Genomic DNA, 19,892 nt, shown 5'->3' with positions numbered 1-19,892 from the left:
GTCACCCCGGACAGTGCCACCGCCGGCGACAGCCCACCTAGGGCGACGAGATCGAGTAGGTCGCCCCGGCCCGCGTCGGGAACGAGATCACGTCGCCGCTGACCGTCGGCGTGATCGTGCCGCCGCCGGCCTCGGCGACCCGGACCGTGCGGCCCGGCCACGGGTTGCGCAGCCGGAGCTGCCGTCCCTGCTCGCTCGTCACGTCCACGTAGTCGACCCGCCCGGACACCACCCGGCTGGAGACCAGGAACGCGTCCTTCTCGCGGAGCCGCACGAAGCTCGCGTCCCGCCCGGACGGCCACACCGGGAAGACGCGCATGACGCCGTCGTCGCTCTGCAGCAGCAGGTTGTTGACCGCCTCGGTGGCACCGGACTTCTCCAGGCCGTGATGGATGTCGCGGATCCGCAGGTTGGCGTCGGTCTTCGCGGTGACCTGCTGCTTCAGGCGGTCGATCAGCGACGCCGCGGGATAACCCACCCGGGCGGCCTGGGTGAACACCTTCGGGAAGCTGTTCTCCTGGCCCCACGAGTTCATCACGTCGAGCGTGTCGATCGCCCGCTGCCGGTCCGCTGCCGACGAGTTCAGGCCGAGCCCCTCACCGGGATGGATGAACTCCAGGTTGACCGTGTTGTCGCCGGGCCGGATCGCGCGGCCGTCGCTGACCGTTCCTGGGTCGCCCAGGGCGTAGACGGTGCGGCCGCCCGAGGTGGTGGTGGGGATCGGCGGCAGGCCGTCGAGCATCTGCTGCCACTGCGGGCGGGACCCGGCGTCGGCGCCCAGCTCACTGCTGGCGGCCAGCAGGCTGGTGAGCAGGTAGCGCAGCATGCCGACGTCGGGGCTGGGATTGCGGGCCCAGGTGCCCTCGTGCGGGCCGCCCCAGGTGGTGTAGCGGCGGGTGGCCGGGTCGTACTCCATCCATCGGCTGAAGAACGTGGCCACCTCCTTCATGAACGGGTACGCCCGGTTGCGCAGATAGTTCTGGTCGCGGGTGTAGTCCCAGTACGCGATGAACTGCGTGACCGCGAACAGCGAGTTGCTCACCTGCTGCCAGTAGTTGTTGTCCGGGGTGCTGCCGAACGGGCCGATACCGACCGGGAACAGCACTCCACCGGGGATGCCGCCGGTGCCGAAGCGCGGCGTGACGTAGCCGGAGTTGACCCGCTGCAGGTCCTGGGTGGAGCGGCGGCGGGCCTCCGGGAGGTACGCCGAGATCAGGTCCATGTGCGGCAGCGCCCACTCGGCCCGGTTCGACGAGTACGCCCCGTAGAAGTTCGCCATGAAGTTGTAGTTCAGATGCATGTCGCCGCTGAAGAACGGGTCGTCCCGGGTGATCCACAACCCGTAGAGCCCCGGCGCCGTCCTGCCGTTGCGGCTCGCCGAGCCCAGGAAGTACTGAGCCGCGTAGTAGAAGCGCTCCAGCACGTCGTCACCGAGGTCGACGTAGGAGCGCAGCCAGTACTGCCGCCACCAGTCCAGGTGCTGGTTGTAGGCGGTGTCCAGCCCGGCGGCGGTCTGCGCGTCGGCCAGCCCGCGCGCGGACGGGGCCGGCTCCGCCGGGTTGACGCCGCCACCGGCGACAGCGGTGACGAGGCGGACGGCCTGGCCGGCCGCCAGGTCGAACTGGAACCGCGCGGTGCTGCCGGACGACGACGCTGTCCCGGCGGTCGCGCCGAGCACTCGGGTGGCCAGGGCGGCGCGGGACACGAAGCTGGAACCGGACGGCGTCGTCCGCGACGCCCACAGGGTGCTGCCCGAGACCCCGCTGGTCTGGGTGTATCCGCCGGCCGGGCTGACCGCCCCGGCGAACGTCCGCGCTTCCAGGCGCACCGGTGCCGACCCGGCGGACCGGATCTGGGTGACCAGTACGTTGGTGCCGGCCGCCAGCCACGTCTTGAGCACCACCGGCTGGCCGCCGAGGCTCATCGTCGTGTCCACCTCAGCACGCAGGATGTTCTGCTCCTCAGCGAAGGTCGTGGGAGCCGAGGACCCGGGGCCGGCGTAAAGCTCGAGCTGACCGATCCGCGCCCGTGGATTCTGCTGCGAGTCCGGTGTCGTGCCCTGAGTCGGTTCGCTGACCACCAACCGCACCCACCGCGCTGTGCGCGGCGAGAAAGAACGTTCGTTCTGGCCAACCGTGTTCCCCGTGACCGTGTCGGCCGTCGTCCAGGTGCTGTTGTCGGTGGAGGTCTGCAGCTGGAAGTTCCGGGTGTTGTTCGCCGTCTCGGCCGGCCGTGCCGCGCTGTCGTGCCGCACGACATAGCGGCTGAACGTCTTCGCCGTGCCGAGGTCGATCGTGAGCGTCTGCGGTTTGCCCACTTCGGAGACCCAGCCCTCGTAGCCCGCACCCCACGCGCCGCTGACCGCGCGCGACGGCGGGAACGAGGGATGCGAGCTGGTCGCGGTCGCGGTGGCACCGAGCGCGAGGTTGCCGCCGGACGGCCCGCCGGAGGCCGCGGCCAGGCTGACCCCGCCGACCGGCACGATCGCCGGCCCGGGGTTGCCGCGCCAGAAGTCACCCTTGGCGATGAGGAACGTCTTGACTCCGGGGCTGCCGGCCGAGGTGACGCCGATGTCGCCGTTGCCGAGCAGGGCCGTGCTGGGCATGCCCTGCACGACCGCGTCCGGATAGTTCTCGCTGGTCCATCGAGCGGTGATCGGTGCGAGCAGCGACTGGACCGCCGCCCACTGCTGGTCGGGGGTGGGTGTGGCGGCCGCGGCGGGCCGGGCGGCGACCGCCGGGCCGGCCACGACGACCGCGGCGGCGAGCGCCGCTGCGAGGACGCGTCTGGACATGAGGAGCCCTTTCGAGAGGGCGGACTCAGCTCGTGCCGGCCCACTGCGGTGCGGGACGGAGGTTCAGGTTCGACAGCGAGCCGAGACCGAGGACGGAGACGGTGGTGCCGGGTCGGGAGGAACCGAGGGTGGAGTAGCCGGGCTCGACGCCGAAGAGGCCGGCGATGACCGCCTCCGCGATCGCCGCCCCCGCGATGGAGTCCCGGTTGGCCACGCCACGACCCGCGACCCGAGCACGAACCGCAGCCGGGCCAGAGGACGCAGCCAAGCCAGAGGACGCAGCCGGGCCGAAAACCGCGGCCGGGCCGGCGGGCGGGCCGGGGACGAGCTCCATCGCCTGCCCCCAGAGGCCGCCGGAGGCCGCAAGGGGAGTTCTGCCGAGCACGGCGGCCGCGAGACCGGGCCGGCCGAGCTTGGCCAGTCCGTACGCCGTGACGCCGGGCCAGGCGCCGAACGCGCCGCCCGCGCCGTGGTCGGGGCGGTCGGAGAACGGTGCCATCGGGTCGTCCGCCGCCAGCGCCCGCATCCACGGCCCGGCCAGCAGCGACTCCTGGACGAACGAGACCATCTCGTCGCGGTAGGCCGCCGGCAGGTCGTCGTGCATCGAGGCGGCTACCAGCCCGAAGTCGAGGACGTGGCCGATGGCCGAGCGGCCGGACGGGTGGGCGATCTGCCAGCGCCCGCCGCCGGCGTACAGGTCGAGGACGGCTGCCGCGATGGTGTTCGCGTGCCCGTCGGCCACGACCGCGTCGGCGTCCTCGCCGAGGTGTCGCAGCAGCGCGGCGTAGGAGCGCAGCATCTTCACGTAGGCCGCGTTGAACGAGGCCATCGCGTTGACGTAGCCGGGCACGCACTCCAGGACCGTCCACGCGTCCGGCCCGAAGTCGGCGAGCACCCCGCCGGTGGCCGCGGTGCGCCGGTCGGCGAAACCGTAGGCGAGCCGCTCGACATGCTCACGCACCGTGCGACTGCCCGCTGTCACGGAGAGGAACGCGACGTCGCCGGTGACGCCGACATAGTGCTCCACGAGGCGGAACAGCGCGTAGTCGTTGGCCACGTAGTAGTTCCCGAGCGGGCCGCCGCCCCACAGGTCGAAGCCGAACGACTCCTCGTAGGGGCCGGACAGCGCGCGTGTCAGCCACTCGCGCAGGCCGGCCGGGTCGAGCATCGCGTACATCCGGCTCCACTCGGTGTGGTCCCAGAAGTAGGTGGTGGTGGCGCCGAGCCTCGGTCCGCCGGTCAGGAACATCGGCGTGGTCCGGCCGGCTGTCGTGCTGCGCAGGTAGAGCGCGAGCAGCGCGGCCATGTAGTAGGCCCGGGACAGCCCGGCGTCCGGCGTGCTCAGCACCGGCAGGTGCCCGCTGAAGGTCTGGTTACCCGGGGTGAAGGCCGATCGCCACAGGTCGCGCCATCCGGTCTCGGTGGCTGCGAACGCGGCGTCAAGACCTGCCGCGCCCGCTTGCGCCGCGTGAGTCACGTCGCCGGTGCCATAGGCACACACGAAACCGATCTCCGCCGACTGACCGGGTGGGAGATCCAGCAGCCACGTCGCCAGGGCGCCGGCTCCCCGCGGCGCAAGATCATCCGGGGGTACGGAGAAAGCGTACGCGGCAACAGCCGGCGATCGTGTGTCGTTGACGGTCACCATCCCGTCCACCACGGTGGGCCGCCATCGCACCGCCCGCGTCCAGTGCCCGGTGCGCGCCACCTCGGTGCCGTCCACCTTGCACGTCACGTCCCGCTCCGCCACGCCGACCGCGATCCGGTGCCACCGCCCCGGTACGAGCGGCTCGGCGGCGATCTCTCGTTCCCCGCTGATCGCCACCCAGAGACGGCCACCCTCGACGCCGACCTGCAGCGAGTCGGGTGTGTTGCCGTGGGTGAACAGCACCCCGTCGTGCCCGGGGTCGTCGAGGCGGAACTCGCCGCTGATCAGCAGCCCGGGTTCGAGGGCGAAGGAGTCCAGCACGACCTCGGTGTCGTCGGTGAGCTCGGCCGTGCCGGTCTGGCCGGGCAGGCCGCGGACCGCGCCTCGCACCGACGACCGGTGCGGGTAGACGGTGTCGGCGCTGACGTGCCGGGGCAGCTCGTACTCCAGGAGCATCGGCGCGGTCTCCTCGTCGCGCTGGATGCCGGGCAGGCGGGGCCGGCCCAGGCGCATCCGCCGAGGACCGGCGCCGAGAAGGTACGGCACGTCGGCGAACGTGGTCGCACGGATGCGCTCGAGGGCGTGGTAGTCGTGCTCGGCGTGCGCGTTCCACGGCACCGTGTGCAGCCAGCCCCAACCCTGCGGCGAGTGCGCGATCGTCCCGTACAGTTGCTGCTTGATCTTGATCTTGGTGGGTGACGGCCCGGTGTTGGTGACCGTGATCCGCCACAGCAGGCGGTCGGCCTCGAACGCCATCGCGGTGTCGCTCCGCACGAGGATGCGATCGTCGCGGTGCTCGCGGCTGACCCCCCACGGCTTCCAGAGGAACCGCTGAGCGGTGAGCGGCACATCGTCGACGCTGAGCACACCGGTGTGGTAACCGCCGGTGAAGGGCGGGGCGGCCAGCCAGGAGACCGAGGTGAGGTCGTGGTTGACGTGTGCCTGGCCGCGCTGGTTGCGCAGCGACGGCAGGTGGCCGAGATCGCCGGCCGTCACCCACTCCCCCGCGACCTCGTCGAGGTCCGGAACCGCGCTCACTTCGCCGAGCCCGCGGTGAGACCGGCGACGAACTGCTTCTGCACGGTCAGGTAGCCGATGACCGGCAGGACGCCCGCCAGGAACATGATGCCGAAGAGCTGGCCGTAATCCACTGAGTACTGTCCGATCGTCAGGTAGAGCCCGGTGGTGATGGTCTGGCCCTGCAGCGGGCCGAGGATGAACAGCGGGTTGAGGAAGTCGTTCCAGATCCACAGGGACAGGAAGATGACCACGGTGGCGGTCGCCGGGCGGACCAGCGGCATCACGATCTGCCACCAGATGCGCAGGCCGCTCGCGCCGTCGAGGCGGGCGGCCTGGACGATGTCGTCGGGCACCGAGCGCAGGAAGCCGACGTACACGAAGACCGCGAACGACAGGTAACCGCCGCCGAGGTTGGACAGGATCAGCCCGGGATAGCTGTGGTCGAGGCCGAGCCAGGTCAGGATGCGGATCGTCGGCAGCAGCGTGACCTGCGGCGGGATCATCAGCCCGGCGGCGAGCACGAACAGGATCAGCGCCTTGAGCCGCCCGCCGCGCCGGGAGAGCCAGAAGCTGAGCGCGGAGCCGAGCGGGACGAGCAGTGCGACCGAGCAGACCACGACGATCAGCGAGTTGCGCAGGCCGATCAGGATCAGGTGGTCGGGGCGGGTCAGCGCCTGGACGAGGTTCCCGGTGGTCGGCGGCAGCGGCAGCGACACCGGGTTGCGCAGGATCTCCTCCTGCGACTTGAACGCGTTGACCAGCATCAGGTAGATAGGCGCGACGAACAGCAGGGTGACCGCGGCGGCGATCAGCACGCGGAACGGTTCGCGCCGCCGTGGCCGTGATGGTGCCGGGTCCGGGTGTGCGGCGGCGGCCGGCCGGTTCTGCAGCAGCGTCACAGCGTCACCTCGCGGCGGCGCAGGAAGCCGGTGACGGTCAGCGCGATCAGCGCGGAGAGGGCGAGCAGGATCATCGCGGCGGCGCTGGCGTACCCGACCCGGTCGCTGGTGAAGGCGAGCTTGACGATGTAGAGCGCGGTCGACTGGGTCGACTCGGCCGGGCCGCCGCCGGTGAGCACGGCGATGATGTCGTACAGCTTGAGGACGGTGATCAGCGAGATGGTGACGCTGATCGTGGTGCCGGGGGCGATCATCGGCCAGGTGACCTTGCGGAAGCGCTGGGTGCCGCGTACCCCGTCGATCGAGGCCATGTCGTGCAGCTCGAGCGGGATGTTCTGCAGCGCGGCCAGGTAGACCACCGTGGTGAAACCGCTGAGCACCCAGGTGACCACCACGCCGATCGAGATCAGTGCGGCGTTCGGGCTGCCCAGCCACGGGAACGGCTCGTCGAGCAGTCCCACCCTCACCAGGACGTTGTTGAGCAGGCCGTTCTGCGTCAGGACGGTCTGCCAGACGAAGGCCACGATCACGCCGCTGAGCACTTGGGGCAGAAAGGCGAGGGTACGCATGACGCGGTAGCTGAGGCTGGTGCGGTTGAGCAGGAGCGCGAATCCGACGCCGAGCGCGTTGGCCGCGACGGTGACGCCGGCCGCGAGCACCAGCGTGAACGTCACACTGGCGCGCAGCCTCTCGTCGCCGGCGAGTTCGGTGTAGTTGCGCAGGCCGATGAAGTCGGAGGTGCCGCGCAGCGGGTTCTCATTGGTGAGGCTGCTGCGCAGGCTCAGCAGCAGCGGCAGGACGAGGAAGACGAGGTAGAGGCCGATCGCCAGGCCGGCCGCCAGGGTCAGCCCGCGATCGGTGTGCCGGGTCGTGCGCATTCACAACTCCTAGGGACCGGCCGGGGACCAAGGGGGTTGTGTCCCCGGCCGGCCGGTCATCGGGTGGCGGTCGTCCAGGCCTCGTCGAGCTTCTTCAGCTCCCCGGCCACGTCGTCGCCGGTGAACAGGGCCTGCCCGGCGGCGTAGAACGCGTCGTTGACGCCCGGGGGCAGCGCGTCGTCGTTGGTCGCCCAGGCGATCGCCGAGACCTTGTTGTTCTCCTCGGTCACATAGGCGTAGGAGTCCTTGAACACCTGGCTGACGGTGACCTGGTAGTCGTCGAGCGCCTTGCCCTTGATCATCGGGAACGCGCCGTCGGTCTCGATCAGCGCCTTGAGGTTGGCCGGGTTGAGCGACCAGGCGCGGCCGAAGTCCTCGGCGAGCTTCGTGCTCTCGGCCTTGGCGCTGATCGCCATCGAGCCGCCGCCGACGAACGGCACCACGACCGAGCCGTCGTCGGTCGGCCACGGGAAGGAGCCGAAGTCGCCGGCGTTCTCCTTGGGCACCGAGCCGAGGAACCAGCTGCCCATCGGGTACATCGCCGACTTGCCGCCGGTGAAGCGGGTGATCGAGTCGGCGTACTTCACACCGAGCGCGCCCTTGTCGAAGTAGCCGCCCGCGACGAGCGTGCGGTACTTGCCGACCGCGGTGACCATGTCCGGGTCGCTGAAGCTGACCTTGCCCGCGTACCGGTCCTGCAGCCAGTTCGGGTTCTTGCCGAGGATGTCGGCGCTGACGATGCCGACCAGCGGCATGCCGGCCGCGAACGGGTCGGCGCCGCCCAGCTCGATCGGGGTGATCCCGGCGGCCTTGAGCCGGTCACAGGCGGCCAGGAACTCGGCCCAGTTCTTCGGGGCGGCGGCGACTCCGGCCTTGGCGAACAGGCTCTTGCGGTAGTAGACCTGCGGCACGATCTGCGAGTTGGTCGGCGGGATGTAGACCTCGCCCTTGAGCGTGTTGGCCGACGGCAGCAGGAAGTTGGCGTCGATCCACGCCTTGTCGTACGCCTTGAGCAGCCCGGCGCCGGCGAAGTTGGACGGTGTGATCGACTGCAGCAGGTCGGGGAACTGGCCGGACTGCTGGAGCTGCTTGGCGTACGCGTCGCGGTCCGTGCTCGGCGCGACGATCTTCTCGATGGTGACGCCCGGGGTCTCGGCGACCGCCGCGGCGATCGACTCGTCCCAGAATTTCGCGGTGAGGCTGGGAGTCTCGAAGACAAGGTATGTCAGCGTGGTTTGACCGTCTTTGTCGCCTGAATCCTCGCCGCCGGCACAGGCGGCGGTGAAGGCGAGGAGACCGGCCAGACCCGCGGCGAGCAGCGGTTTCCGTATCACGGTTCTACTCCTGCCGAGAAGGGCTGGTGGGGAGAGGAAGATCGCTTGAGATAACGTTATCCCGGAGCTTACGAAGTTTCGGAGTGGTGTCAAGGGCGTTGCGGCAGGAAGGATGAGCCGATGGTCGAGGTTTCGGAGCAGCGCGGACCGCGCAAGCGACCCACGATGCTCGACGTCGCGGCGGCGGCCGGTGTCGGGCTGCGCACCGTGTCGCGCGTGGTCAACGCCGATCCGACGGTCGGGCCGCACCTGGTCAGCCGGGTCCGCGCCGCGATCGCCGAGCTCGACTACGTCCCCGACGAGCGCGCGCAGCAGCTGCGGCGCGGGCGCAGCGGCACGATCGGCGCCGCGGTGCGCAACCTGGCCGACGCCCATCCGGTGCTCGACGCGGTCGACCACGCGGCCCGCGAGCAGCAGCTGGCCCTGCTGGCGGTCTCCACCGACGACGACGAGGACCGCGAGCGCGAGGCCGTGCTGTCGATGTGCCGGCGCCGGGTGGACGGCCTGGTCATCGAGCCGATCGGGCCGCGCCACGACTATCTGACGGCCGAGATCGAGGCCGGGATGCCGGTGGTGGCGGTGGACCGCCCGGCCGGCGGGGTGGCGGTCGACGCGGTGATCTCCGACAACGCCTCCGGGATAGGGATGGCCTACCGGCAACTGGCCACGCACGGCCACCGGCGGATCTGCTACGTCGGCGACGACGAGCGCATCTTCACCGGCCGCGAGCGCGCCGCCGCGTTCCGGGCGTGTGTGGCGGCCGGCGGCGGCCCGCTGGACGGCATGGTGCACCCCGGCCCGGTCTCGCCGGCCCGCGTCGCGGCGGTCCTGGACGGCCTGGACCGGACCGGCGCCACCGCGCTGATCACCGGGAACGCCGAGACGACCATCGAGGTGCTGCGCCAGCTCGGCGCCGGTGCCGGGCGGCTGGCGATGGTCGCCTTCGACGACTTCCCCCTCGCCGACATCCTCCGCCCGGCTCTGACCGTCGTCGCGCAGGACAGCCGGCGCATCGGCTCGATCGCGATCGACCTGCTGGTCAAGCGAACCGCCGACCCCACCCGGCCGGTGCAGACGGTGACCGTGCCGACGGGCCTGATCGCCCGCGGCTCCGGCGAGATCGCACCGGCCGAGCTGAGATAACGTTATCCAGGGTCAGGGTTGGAGATCGAACTTCTCCCACGGTCCGATGGCGGTGCGGTTGGCGATGAGCGGCTGGGCGCCGGCGCCCTCCGCGGTGACGTACCGGGAGTTGACCGCGGCCCGCAGGCTCTCGGTGCCGTCGGCGTTGCGGATCAGCGCGAAGGTCTCCCACGGCCCGGCCGCCGCCCGGTTGGCGATCAGCGGGTTGGCGCCGGCGTTCTCCGCGGTGACGTACAGGTTGCTGGCCCGCGACCGCAGCGCCACGTTGCCGCCGCCCAGGTCGACCACGTCGAAGCGCTCGGTCGCCCCGGCCGTCGTCCTGTTGGCGATCAGCGCGGTCGTGGAGTTCGCGGCGCTGACGAACTGGTTGTTCGCCAGCGCCCGCAGCGTCGAGCCGCCGGCGGCCGGGCCGCTGTTGAGGGTGAACGCGTCGAGGTCGAACAGGCTGCCGGCGCCACCCTTGAAGACCAGGTAGAGCTGGGTGGTGCCGGACGGGAGCCCGGTCAGGGCGGCGGTGACGGTCGTGTAGTTCTCCCAGCCGCCGGTGTTGGCGACGGTCGCCGTGCCGTGCAGCGGGCCGGTGGCCGAGCCGCTGCGCACCTCGATGGTTCCGCCGGCACCGGCCGACGCCACCCGGGCCACGAACTGGGTCGCCGTCGCCAGGTGGTACGGCCGGAACGAGATCCAGTCGTTGTTGTCGATGAATCCGGCGGTGGCGCCGCCCTCGGCCGCGGCGTGCTGGGCGATCTGCACCCCGCCGGACTGCGTGCCGAAGTGCTCACCCTGGCGGTGCCGCGGCTGCAGGATCTTCTGGTTCGTCGAGGTCAGGCCGCCGTTGTCGGTGTAGGAGGCGACGAAGACCCCGTAGATGTTGGCCGCGTTGTCGTGCTCGCCGTCGGCCGGCACGGTGAGCGTCCCGGTGCACCCGGTCTTCGAGGTGATCTGGTGCTGGTGGCTGTCGTGGCCGAGGAAGTACGCCACCGTCACCCGGGAGCAGTCGATCGTGCCGTCCTCCGGGTCGCTGACGCTCACCGTGAACGGGACGGTGTCGCCGAAGGAGAACAGCGCGCCGTCGGCGGGCGAGGTCAGATTGACCGTGGGTGCCGAGTTCCCGACGTTGATCACCACGTTGGCGGTGGCGGACAGGCCGGCCGGGTCGGTCACCCGCAGCGTCGGGGTGTACCGGCCGTTCGTGGTGTACGTCTTGGTCGGGTTCGCCGCCGTCGACGTGGTGCCGTCGCCGAACGTCCAGAGGTACGACAGCGCACCGCCCTCCGGGTCCGAGCTGCCGGCCGAGGAGAACGTGACGGTCAGCGGCGCCGGCCCGGACGTCCGGTTCGCGGCGGCCACGGCGATCGGGCTGCGGTTGCCGCCACCGATGTACTCGATCCGGAACAGGGCCTGGTTGTTCGACCCGGTGCCGTAGTCGAGCACGTACAGGGCGCCGTCCGGCCCGAACGCCATGTCCATCACCTGGGTGCCGGTCCACGGGAAGGCGGAGATCTCGCCGTACGTCCCGTTGCTGTTGACCGTGATCGCCTTGATCCAGCGGCGGCCGTACTCACCGGCGAAGTACCGGCCGTCCAGCGACTGCGGGAACTTGATCGAGGAGTTCAGCGCGGCGTCGTAGCGGTAGACCGGCCCGCCCATGGGTGACTCCGAGCCGCCGCCGAACTCCGGCGGGGTGAAGTCGAAGCCGTACCGGATCCAGGCCGGTCTGGCGGCCGGCAGGGTCTGCTGGCCGGTGTTGCGGAACGAGTTGTTCACCGGTCCCCCGGCACAGTTGTACTTCGCCTGCGACGGCCCGGACGGGAACGTGTACTCGTTGTAGGTCTCGGCCGTCGTGTTGTTGCCGGTGCAGTACGGCCAGCCGTAGAAGCCGGGACTCGTGACCCGGTTGAACTCGACCTGCCCGCCCGGCCCCCGGTTCGCGTTCGCGGCACCGGCGTCCGGCCCGTAGTCGCCGAGGTAGACGATGCCGGTCGGCTTGTCGACGCTCATCCGGAACGGGTTGCGGAAGCCCATCGCGTAGATCTCCGGGCGGGTGTTCGGCGTACCGGGCGCGAACATGTTGCCCGCCGGGATCGTGTACGTGCCGTTGGCCTGCGGCCTGATCCGCAGCACCTTGCCGCGCAGGTCGTTGGTGTTGGCCGAGGACCGCTGGGCGTCGAACTGCGGGTTGCGGTTGGTCCGCTCGTCGATCGGCGTGTACGCGTCGGACTCGAACGGGTTGGTGTCGTCGCCGGTGGTCAGGTACAGGTTGCCGGCGGCGTCGAAGTCCAGGTCGCCGCCGACGTGGCAGCACTGCCCACGGTCGTTGTCGACGGTCATCACGACCACCTGGCTGGCAAGATTGATGGTGTCGTCGGCGTTGAGCGTGAACCGGGACAGGTTGAGGTGTCCCTTCCAGGCGTTGAAGTCCGCCGCGGTGCCGGTGGTGGGCGCGTCGCCGGCCGGTGTGCTCAGCGGCGGCGAGTAGTAGAGGTAGATCCACCGGTTGGTGGCGAAGTTCGGGTCGACGGCGACGCCCTGCATGCCCTCCTCGTCGTGGGTGTAGACGGGGATGGTGCCGGCCACCTTGGTGTTGCCGGCCACGTCGGTGACGCGGACGGTCCCGTTGCGGGCGGTGTGGATGACCGAGCGGTTCGGCAGGACGGCCAATGACATGGCCTCGCCGAGCTCGGCCGAGCCGGTGGCGAGGGCGACCTGCTGATAGTCGGCGGGCGGTACGGGGTCGGCGGCCGCCGGTGCCGCCACCAGGGCGGCGGCACCGAGCAGCAGACCGGCGGCGAGAAGCCGGGGAAGACGCATGGACATTTCCCTTCAGCCGGTGACGAGATCGAACTTCTCCCAGGTGCCGATGGCGGTGCGGTTGGCGATCAGGGGCGCGGCGCCGGCGTTCTCGGCGGACACGTACCGGCCGTTGACCTGGGCACGCAGGCTCACGGTGCCGTCGCCGTTGGTGATCAGGCTGAACGTCTCCCACGGCCCGGCCGACGCGCGGTTGGCCACGAGCGGCGCGGTGCCGCTGTTCTCGGCGCAGACGTACAGGTTGTTGGCACGTGAGCGCAGGGCGACGGTGCCCGGCGAGAGGGTGACGATGTCGAACCGCTCGGCGGCGGTGCCCGCGGTCGTGGCGCTCGCGATCAGGTTCGTGGTGCCGGCGGTGACGAACCTGTTGTTGGCGCGGGCGCGCAGTGCCGTACCGGCCGGGACCGGGGTGGTCCGCGGGGTGCAGTCGGACGCCACCGCGCCGCCGGCGAACTGGATGCCGCCGAGCAGGACGCGGGTGAAGTTCGGGTCGGTGTACGACTCCTCGGTGTGCCCGAGTCCGGTGTAGAACGACCGGCCGCCGCCGTAGTTGTGGCACCAGGTGATCGGATGGTCGCCCATCGACCCGCCGGAGTAGCTGGTCTCGTCCAGGTTCATCAGCACCCGGACCCGGGCCCGCGGGTTGGCCCGGTAGTTGTACCACTCGTCGGTGCGGATCCAGCGCTGCGGCAGATGAGCCGTGGCGACGTTGCCGGTGTCCTCGACCCGTACGGCCGCCTGCTGGGTGGCCGGGTGCGACTGGAAGTACGCGCCGACCAGTCCGCCGTACCAGGCCCAGTCGTACTCGGTGTCGGCGGCGGCGTGCACTCCCACGTAACCGCCGCCCGCGCCGATGTACGACTGGAACGCCGTCTGCTGGGCGCTGTTGAGCACGTCGCCGGTCGTGGAGAGCCAGACGACCGCCTGGTACTGGGCCAGGTTCGCCGTCGTGAACTGGGCGGCGTCCTCGGTGGCGGTGACCGAGAACCCGTTGGCCGTGCCCAGCTGCCGGATCGCGGCGATGCCGTTCGGGATCGCCGAGTGCCGGAACCCGGCCGTCTTCGAGAACACCAGGACCTTGGTCACCGGCGCCGCGACGGCGGCGGCCGGCGGTGCCGCCACGATCGCCAGGGCCGCGCCGAGCAGGCCCGCCATCAGACGTGTACGCATGATGCTCCTCGCTCTCATCCGCTGACCAGGTAGAACTTCTCCCAGGGGCCGATCGCGTCGCGGTTGGCGATCAGTGCCGCCGCGCCGCCGTTCTCGGCCACCACGTACTTGTTGTTGACCGTCGCCCGGAGGCTGATCGTGCCGTCGCTGTTGTTGACCCGGGCGAACGTCTCCCACGGCCCGACCGCGGCCCGGTTGGCGATCAGCGGGTTGGCGCCCGCGTTCTCGGCGGCGACGTACTGGTTGTTGACCCGCGACCGCAGCGCCACGTTGCCGCTGCCGAGGTCGATCACGTCGAAGCGTTCCGAGGCCCCGATCGACGTCGCGCTCGCGATCAGCGGGGAGGAGCCGGCACGCACGTAGTTGTTGTTGGCCACGGCCCGCAGCGCGAGCCCCTGCGACGGCTGTGACCCGCCGCCGGTGCCCAGCGTCGAGGCGGTGCCGCTGAGCGCTTTGACGCCGTTGTTGGCCGAGGCTGTCAGCGTGGTGGCCGAGTAGTTGCTCAGCGGCTTGGCGGTCCGCTCGACCACGTACGTGGTGTTGGCGGCGGTGGCGAACGCGACCTCACCGGAGGTGCTGGTGGTCAGGATCGCGTTGTCGGAGGCGCGGCGGACGCGGATCTCCTGGTTGCCCCACGGGTTGACCACCCGGGCCTGCTTGCCGTGCAGGCTGCGCAGGCCGACGTACTTGGTCTCGCCGCCCTCGCGCTCGGCGCTGACCAGGAAGCCGTCCTTGGCGGCAAGGGTGAACTTGCCGACGAACGAGGAGTCGCCCGGCACCGCCGGGAACACCCGGATCTTGTCGTTGTACGACTGCATCAGCGACTCGTTCATCGCGGCCAGGTGGATGCCGAGGTACTCGAGGACGCCGTTGGTGTTGGTGGTCATGCCGTTCGGGTGGTTCTGGTACTTCTGCAGCATCGTCCGCATGCCCTGCAGCGCCTGCTGACCCAGGCCGAGCCGCGCGGCGTGCACGTGGTCGTTGGACCAGACGTTGCCGTACGGGTGCGGCCGCACGTTCCAGGAGTTGATCAGCGTCTGGGTGTCCGGGTATCCGATGCCGCTCAGGTCGTACGGCCAGACCAACTCCAGGACCGGGTTCTCGTTGTTGCGGGTCTGCGAGATCGGCGGGTCGTGCGGCAGGTAGGCGCCGTTGGAGACCTGGTACGGCGCCAGGTTGTTGAGCACGTCCTGCCAGCCCGAGCGCAGGCCCGAGTCCAGTCCGAGCTGCGTGGACACGTCGATCGCGAGCGGGAACAGCTTGCGGATCGCGCCCAGGTCGGTGATCGCGTTGCGCTGGTCCCAGTACGTCTCGTGCACGTTCGAGCTGGCCATGTAGTACTGCGCGCCGTTGCGCGACAGCCGGTTCTGGTAGAAGCGGGCCGACTCCTTGATGAACGGGTACGCGACGTCGCGCAGGTACGCCGCGTCATTGGTGTACCGGTAGTACAGGTACATGTTGTACGCGGCCTCGAACCCGGTGGAGTACAGGTCGTTGACGTAGTCACTGTTGATCGTCCCGCGGGCGTTGCCGTCCCAGCCCATCGTCTCGGGCACCCACAGCGAGTCGGTGCCGTACCGGGTCTGGGTGTACGACCGCAGCGCGCCGTAGTTGCGTGAGTAGAGGTTGTTGAACGTGCGCATCAGCTCCGGGTGGTTGGAGCTGTAGAACGAGTTGTAGACGTCGCGCTGGTTCCAGTACCAGTACCCGTTGCTCCACTTGGAGTTGTCCTGGGTGGCCCGGAAGACGCCGTTGATGAAGTGCACCGGGTAGTTGCCGTACCCACCGGCGGCGATCATGTACGTGGCCAGGTAGTAGACGTTCTCCAGGTAGTCGCCGTCGGAGCCGCCGGTGTTGTACTGCACGAACGACTTCGCCCAGAACGCGTGCCACCAGTTCTTGTAGTTGGTGAGCGTGGTGGCGTACCCCGTCTGTTTGACCGCGGCCAGCTGGTCGCGCGCCTGCTGGACCGAGTTGCGGTTGGGCGCGTTGATCCGGCTGGCCGCGGTGAACCAGATCGTGTAGTCGCTGTCCGGGGTGATGTTGAGCCGCACCCGGGTGCCGTTGACCACCTGTGAGCTGTAGGAGGCGCCCTCGACGGTGGCCGCCAGGGTGTATCCGAAGCCGTTCGCGTCGGTCTGGCCCCGGCTCAGGCCCACCCCGGTGGAGTCGGCGAACGTGCTGGCCTGCCGCCAGGTGTCCAGGTTGGGCACGTCGGCGATGTTCTGCACGGTGCTCAGGTCCCACAGGCTCAGGTCCAGGGCGACGCTGCTGCCCGGCTGGGCGTCCTGGACGTTGATGCCCATCACCTCGGAGTTCGGCGAGCCCATCACGGTCACCGTGCGGGTGTTGTCGTACCGGGTGGTCAGGGTCCCGTCGTAGAGCGACAGCCGCTGCTGGTACGTCGTGAAGCCGGGGTTGAGTGCCAGGTTCACGAGGCCGGCCGCGTACGTGGACTGCTGCGCCAGGTCGACGCCGGAGACCTGCATGGTCAGGCCGTTCTGCTGCCACGCCATCGCGCCGGTGCGGCCGTTGCCGACGGTGAGGCCCTTGACCGGGTCGGTGTTCGGGGAGTTGTAGACGACGTCGTGCCGGGACAGATAGGCGGCGCGGTCGACGTTCAGGGCACCGGTGCCGGAGTTGAACGCGTGGTCGGTGGTGGACGCCCGTGCCGTCGTCGGCACGGCCAGGGTGGCGCCTAGGACAAGCAGGGCGACGAGGGGGGTGCGCAGCTTCATCGGGGAGTCCTTCGCCGGAGGAGGCGCTCCGAAATCGAGGCGTGACAAGGATTTAACATCCGATGTTTGGCACGGTCAATCGGCAGGCGTCATTGTTTTCACGCCTGCAGTGCATCAAGACATGGGATGAATCCCGTCAGAGGGCCTGGCGCAGCCAATCCTCGACACCGGCGATGTGCACCGTGGCCCACGACCGGGCCAGGTCCGGCCGCCGGGCCGCCAGCGCGTCGTGGATGGCCTGGTGCTGCTCGCGGGTGCGGGTCACCGCGCCCTCCTGGGTCAGCCCCCGCCACACCCGGGCGCGGGTGGTCGGTGCGGACAGGCCCTCGATCAGCGAGCAGAGCACGCCGTTGCCGGCCCCGGCCGCGATCAGCCGGTGGAACTCCAGGTCGTTGGCGACCAGCGCGTCGACGGTCGGCTCCGGGCCGAGCTCGTCGAGCAGTGCCTGCAGCTTCTCGATGTCGGAGTCGCTCATCCGCTCCGCCGCGAGGGCGGTGGCGGCCGGCTCGAGGATGCGGCGGACCTCGAGGAACTGCAGGACGGTGTCGTCACGGTGGAAGTCCACGACGAAACTCAGCGCGTCCAGCAGCACGCCGGGGTCGAGGCTCGTCACATACGTCCCGTCGCCCTGGCGCACGTCCAGCACCCGGATCATCGACAGCGCGCGGACCGCCTCACGCAGCGAGTTGCGCGACAGGCCGAGGTGCGCGGCGAGGTCGGCCTCCCGGGGCAGCCGGTCACCCGGGCCGAGCTCACCCGACATGATCATGTTCTTGATCTTGCCGATCGCATCGTCGGTCAGCGCCACGCTCCCGATGCTACCGCGCCGACATCCGATGTCTTCCCGGCCGAGAGACTCGACCGGGAAGACCAGAGCTCGGAGGTCTCAGTCCAGCAGTGCGGTCACCGTACCGGCGGCCACCGTGCGGTTGCCCTCGCGGACGGCGAAGCCGAGACCCACCTCCAGGGCGATCTCCTTACCCAGGGTCACGGTCACCTCCTCGAGAGTGTCACCCGGCATGACCAGGTCGCGGTCGCCGAGGTCCATCCCACCCGGGACGTCGGTGGTGTGGAAGTAGAACTGCGGCCGGTAGTTCGCCTCGAACGGCGTGTGCCGTCCGCCCTCCTCCTTCGTCAGCGCGTACATCCTCGCCTTGAAGACCCGGTGCGGACGCACGCTGCCGGGCGCGGCAACCACCTGGCCCCGCTGCACCTGCTCGCGCTTGATCCCGCGCAGCAGGACGGCGGCGTTGTCGCCGGCCTGCGCCGACTCGAGCACCTTGCCGAACATCTCCAGCCCGGTCGCGACGCTGGCGACGGTCGGCCCGAGACCGACCACCTCCACCGGCTCGCCGGCGCGCAGCTCGCCACGCTCCACCTTGCCGGTGACCACCGTGCCGCGCCCGCTGATCGACAGCACGTTCTCGATCGGCATCAGGAACGGCTCGCCCAGCTCACGCGGCGGAACCGGCACGTAGGCGTCGACCGCGTCGAGCAGGTCCACGATGCTCGTGGTCCAGCCCGGGTCGCCCTCGAGCGCCTTGAGCGCGCTGACGCGCACGACCGGCACCTCGTCGCCGGGGAAACCGTACGCGCTGAGCAGCTCGCGGACCTCCAGCTCCACCAGGTCGAGCAGCTCCGGGTCGTCCACCATGTCGCTCTTGTTCAGAGCCACCACCAGGTACGGCACGCCGACCCGCTGCGCCAGCAACACGTGCTCACGCGTCTGCGGCATCGACCCGTCCTGGGCGGACACGACCAGGATCGCACCGTCCACCTGCGCCGCCCCCGTGATCATGTTCTTCACGTAGTCGGCGTGGCCGGGCATGTCGACGTGCGCGTAGTGGCGCTGCGGCGTCTCGTACTCGACGTGGGCGATGGTGATGGTGATCCCGCGCGCGGCCTCCTCCGGGGCCTTGTCGATCCCCTCGAACGCGACATACCGGTTGGAGGCCGGGTCGCGGTCGGCGAGAACCTTGGTGATGGCGGCGGTCAGGGTCGTCTTGCCGTGGTCGACGTGACCCATCGTGCCGATGTTGACGTGCGGCTTGTTGCGGATGAACTGGCTCTTGGCCATTTCTCTTCTGACTTCCTCACTGGATGCGAGGCGTGGGGTGTCACGCAGTCCCGATGCCAGCCGGGACGCGCCAGAACCGCGCACGGAGCAGCCACCCTTCCCCTGGGTTCTGCTGCTGGTGGGGAAGGGTCAGAGTCGGGTATCAGCGCCGTTCTTCAGAAGATCCGCGCACGCGGGAGCCGCCACGAGGGGCAGCCGCAGACCGGGCGCGAAGAACATGAACAGCACGGTAGGGCGTAACCGTTCTGACCGCGACCGAATTTCCGGTCGCGGGTCTCAGACGCGGCGGCGCAGCGGCCGGCGGACGCGGTGCGCCGCCCGGGTGAAGCGGGACTGGCCGGGCAGGTAGCGCTGGACCCGGCGGCGGCGCCGCAACGGCTCGGGCTGCCGGGGCGGCTCGTAACGCGGCGGCGGTCCACCCCGGAAGAGCACGGGACCGGGCCGGCGGTACTCCCGGAGCGGCGGCGTGAGAATCATCAGCACCCCTCGATCGTGGCGCGGCACACGCTCCCGCGCCACCCGGTTTTCACGGCGCTAGGCTGCCGCCATGGATCTCGGCGGCTATCAGAATCTCTTCGACGACGGCGACCCCGACCGTGACGTCGCGGCGCTGCTCACCGACGGCCGCCGGCTCCTCGGCATGCCCGGCTTCTGGGCCTGCTACCTGCGCACCCTCATGGTCTCGGACGCGGACGACCTGCTGGCCACGGTGTGGAACGCCTCCGCCGACGACGACCTGTACGACTACGTCGACCCGGACCGCTGGGAGGTGCTGCGCGTGCCGCTGCGCGACGGCGCCGAGCTCGCGGTGGTGTTCCGCAACCTCGACGAGGACAGCGGCGTGGACTATCTGATCCTGCCCGGCGGCGGCGCGCCGGCGATCCTGATCGCGTCGGTCGACGGGCACCAGAGCGGTCCCGGCCTGTCCTGGCCCGAGCTGGCCGGCGTGGCCGCCCGGCAGGACGACCCGGTCCGGCGGGCGCGGGCGCTGCTGCTGCTCGCCCCGGCCTTCGGTGACGCGGCGGCCGGCACCCCGGAGGCGGTCGCCCTGATCACCGAGGCGATGCGCACGCTCGGCGCCACCGGCGACGTCGGCCGGGCCGCGGCGGCGCTGGCCTCCGACGAGGTCGACTTCTGGGGGCACATCACCTGGGAGAACGGCGTACCGGACTCCGACCTCGCCCCCCGCAACCCGAAGAGCGTGTTCGCCCTGCCCGAGCCGGACCACCTGCGGGCCGAACGTCTGCTCTCCCCGAACGACATCTAGCGGTAGTTTGTCGTCTTAGTAACCTTTCTGTGGTGTGTGGCGTTGCGTTCGGCAAGTGTTCTGTCGAGCGTTGGAGTGCCGGGTGGTTCGTGCGGTGTGTCCGCCGGCCGCGG

Annotated in this window: 12 protein-coding genes and 1 pseudogene; 2 read left to right on the top strand and 11 right to left on the bottom strand. The window is 70.3% G+C overall.

Annotated features, from left to right (window positions below; genetic code table 11):
* Window positions 1–37: 37 nt before the first annotated feature.
* The 5 genes from AB0M02_RS10980 to AB0M02_RS10960 are packed head-to-tail and all read right to left on the bottom strand — an operon-like array spanning window position 38 to window position 8,573.
* Entirely contained in the window at window positions 38–2,794 is a 2,757-nt protein-coding gene (locus tag AB0M02_RS10980; protein ID WP_364224568.1) for a discoidin domain-containing protein, read from the bottom strand.
* Window positions 2,795–2,819: 25 nt separating this feature from the next.
* A complete protein-coding gene (locus AB0M02_RS10975; protein ID WP_364224566.1) occupies window positions 2,820–5,480 on the bottom strand; it encodes a hypothetical protein in 2,661 nt (886 codons plus the stop codon).
* A complete protein-coding gene (locus AB0M02_RS10970) occupies window positions 5,477–6,361 on the bottom strand; it encodes a carbohydrate ABC transporter permease (protein ID WP_364224564.1) in 885 nt (294 codons plus the stop codon). Before AB0M02_RS10970 ends, AB0M02_RS10975 begins: the two co-directional genes overlap by 4 nt.
* Window positions 6,358–7,239 (bottom strand): sugar ABC transporter permease, encoded by an 882-nt coding sequence (locus AB0M02_RS10965; RefSeq protein ID WP_364224562.1) that lies wholly within the window; start codon window positions 7,237–7,239, stop codon window positions 6,358–6,360. The genes AB0M02_RS10970 and AB0M02_RS10965 overlap by 4 nt, the downstream gene beginning before the upstream one ends.
* Before the next feature lie 56 nt (window positions 7,240–7,295).
* Window positions 7,296–8,573, bottom strand: coding sequence for an extracellular solute-binding protein (locus AB0M02_RS10960; protein ID WP_364224560.1), 1,278 nt, complete (start codon window positions 8,571–8,573; stop codon window positions 7,296–7,298).
* A 120-nt stretch (window positions 8,574–8,693) separates the two neighbouring features.
* On the opposite strand from AB0M02_RS10960, the gene AB0M02_RS10955 reads away from it, so the two are divergent.
* Entirely contained in the window at window positions 8,694–9,716 is a 1,023-nt protein-coding gene (locus AB0M02_RS10955; protein ID WP_364224559.1) for a LacI family DNA-binding transcriptional regulator, read from the top strand.
* A 12-nt stretch (window positions 9,717–9,728) separates the two neighbouring features.
* Here AB0M02_RS10955 and AB0M02_RS10950 read toward each other — a convergent pair whose 3' ends face one another.
* The 6 genes and pseudogenes from AB0M02_RS10950 to AB0M02_RS10925 form a co-directional block, all read right to left on the bottom strand.
* Entirely contained in the window at window positions 9,729–12,533 is a 2,805-nt protein-coding gene (locus tag AB0M02_RS10950; protein ID WP_364224557.1) for a PQQ-dependent sugar dehydrogenase, read from the bottom strand.
* Window positions 12,534–12,944: 411 nt separating this feature from the next.
* Window positions 12,945–13,697 (bottom strand): annotated as a pseudogene (locus AB0M02_RS10945) (ThuA domain-containing protein); the annotation flags it as partial.
* A 14-nt stretch (window positions 13,698–13,711) separates the two neighbouring features.
* Window positions 13,712–16,435, bottom strand: coding sequence for a carbohydrate-binding protein (locus tag AB0M02_RS10940; RefSeq protein ID WP_364224555.1), 2,724 nt, complete (start codon window positions 16,433–16,435; stop codon window positions 13,712–13,714).
* Window positions 16,436–16,571: 136 nt separating this feature from the next.
* Complete coding sequence (locus AB0M02_RS10935) at window positions 16,572–17,243, bottom strand: FadR/GntR family transcriptional regulator (protein ID WP_364224553.1); 672 nt, start codon at window positions 17,241–17,243, stop codon at window positions 16,572–16,574.
* Window positions 17,244–17,321: 78 nt separating this feature from the next.
* Window positions 17,322–18,512, bottom strand: a complete 1,191-nt coding sequence (tuf, locus tag AB0M02_RS10930; RefSeq protein ID WP_364224551.1) for an elongation factor Tu — start codon at window positions 18,510–18,512, stop codon at window positions 17,322–17,324.
* A gap of 276 nt (window positions 18,513–18,788) precedes the next feature.
* Complete coding sequence (locus AB0M02_RS10925; RefSeq protein WP_364224549.1) at window positions 18,789–18,995, bottom strand: hypothetical protein; 207 nt, start codon at window positions 18,993–18,995, stop codon at window positions 18,789–18,791.
* A gap of 64 nt (window positions 18,996–19,059) precedes the next feature.
* Here AB0M02_RS10925 and AB0M02_RS10920 point away from each other — a divergent pair, with 64 nt between their 5' ends.
* The gene (locus AB0M02_RS10920) at window positions 19,060–19,779 is read left to right on the top strand and encodes a hypothetical protein (RefSeq protein WP_364224547.1); all 720 of its coding nucleotides are present in this window, start codon (window positions 19,060–19,062) and stop codon (window positions 19,777–19,779) included.
* Window positions 19,780–19,892 lie beyond the last annotated feature (113 nt).

Source organism: Actinoplanes sp. NPDC051861 (assembly GCF_040681145.1).
GTDB lineage: Bacteria > Actinomycetota > Actinomycetes > Mycobacteriales > Micromonosporaceae > Actinoplanes.
The sequence above is the reverse complement of the archived record's forward strand: the minus strand, read 5'-3'. Positions and strand labels throughout refer to the sequence as shown.

Coding starts and splice junctions, on each gene's coding strand:
- AB0M02_RS10940 (WP_364224555.1), bottom strand. CDS start 16,435: ATGAAGCTGCGCACCCCCCTCGTCGCCCTGCTTGTCCTAGGCGCCACC.
- AB0M02_RS10980 (WP_364224568.1), bottom strand. CDS start 2,794: ATGTCCAGACGCGTCCTCGCAGCGGCGCTCGCCGCCGCGGTCGTCGTG.
- AB0M02_RS10950 (WP_364224557.1), bottom strand. CDS start 12,533: ATGTCCATGCGTCTTCCCCGGCTTCTCGCCGCCGGTCTGCTGCTCGGT.
- AB0M02_RS10965 (WP_364224562.1), bottom strand. CDS start 7,239: ATGCGCACGACCCGGCACACCGATCGCGGGCTGACCCTGGCGGCCGGC.
- AB0M02_RS10920 (WP_364224547.1), top strand. CDS start 19,060: ATGGATCTCGGCGGCTATCAGAATCTCTTCGACGACGGCGACCCCGAC.
- tuf (WP_364224551.1), bottom strand. CDS start 18,512: ATGGCCAAGAGCCAGTTCATCCGCAACAAGCCGCACGTCAACATCGGC.
- AB0M02_RS10955 (WP_364224559.1), top strand. CDS start 8,694: ATGGTCGAGGTTTCGGAGCAGCGCGGACCGCGCAAGCGACCCACGATG.